We start from the raw sequence: 1,202 nt of genomic DNA on the forward strand, positions 1-1,202 counted from the left end.
CCAAGGCCGCATCTATCTGGAAGGCCAGTACGCGTCCGGCGTGACCTTCTATCTGGACGAATACGGCGTATTGGCCGAGCTATTGGTGGTCACGCCGCAAGGCACCGCCGCGCAAAGCTTCCGCTGGATAGAACCCGGCAGCTTTTTGATGGGTTCGCCGGACGACGAGCTTGAACGCCATGAAAGTGAGGGGCCGCAGCATCCGGTGACGATCAGTCAGGGCTATTGGCTTGCTGATACCGCTTGCACCCAAGCTGTATGGCAGGCGGTGATGGGTAATAACCCCAGTCGGTTCAATGACGACCCAAACAATCCGGTTGAACAGGTCAGTTGGCTGGACGTGCAACAGTTTTTGGGAAAGCTGCAAGTTTTTCTGCCCGGTTGCCGGGTCGATTTACCCAGCGAAGCGGAATGGGAATACGGCTGCCGGGCCGGCACAGATATGCCATTCAGCTTCGGCGCGAATATCACCCCCGTACAAGTTAACTACCACGGCGACTATCCTTACCTTGGTGGGAGTGAGAAAGGCGAGTATCGGCAACATACCGTGCCGGTCAAAAGCCTGTTGGCCAACTGGTGGGGCTTTTACGAAATGCACGGCAATGTTTGGGAATGGTGTAAGGATGGACCTCGTGATTATAGTGCGCAAGCGCAAATCGATCCGCTCGGACCTACGGGAGTAAGCCAAGATCAGGTTTGCGTGATTCGGGGAGGGGCATGGCGTGGAGACGCCAGGTGGTCGCGCTCGGCCGTCCGTGGCGCCTCGCGGCGTGGCCCTAGTTATGGCGACCTGGGCTTTCGGCTTTGTCTGAGGTCCATCCAGCCCGGTCAGGCAAACGGTTTATGATAGACCCCGCCCGCTTCCCCGATCCGTTTCCGCCGCCGTTTGCCAGTGCCTGGGGGGATGATCGTTTTGGGCTTTGGGTGGCTATCGCGATTGATGGCGGGGCCGAGGTGGTGACGCAAATCCTGCGCTGGATAGAACCCGGCAGTTTCTTGATGGGCTCGCCGGATGACGAGCCGGAACGGTTCGACAACGAAGGCCCGCAACATTTAGTGACGCTCAGCCACGGCTATTGGCTGGCTGATACCACCTGCACCCAGGCTTTATGGCTAGCGGTGATGGGGCATAACCCCAGCCGGTTTAAAAACGCCTCGAACAATCCGGTGGAGCAAGTCAATTGGTTGAACGTGCAAGCGTT

2 protein-coding genes are annotated in these 1,202 nt (G+C 58.2%); both read left to right on the forward strand.

Annotated features, from left to right (window positions below; all coding sequences use genetic code 11):
• On the forward strand, window positions 1–847 hold an 847-nt coding region (locus tag AC3B8H_RS21555; RefSeq protein WP_488443553.1), incomplete at its 5' end, for a formylglycine-generating enzyme family protein.
• On the forward strand, window positions 844–1,202 hold a 359-nt coding region (locus AC3B8H_RS21560; protein WP_488443554.1), incomplete at its 3' end, for a formylglycine-generating enzyme family protein. The genes AC3B8H_RS21555 and AC3B8H_RS21560, both read left to right, overlap by 4 nt.

The organism is Methylomonas sp. BG-2, assembly GCF_057766305.1.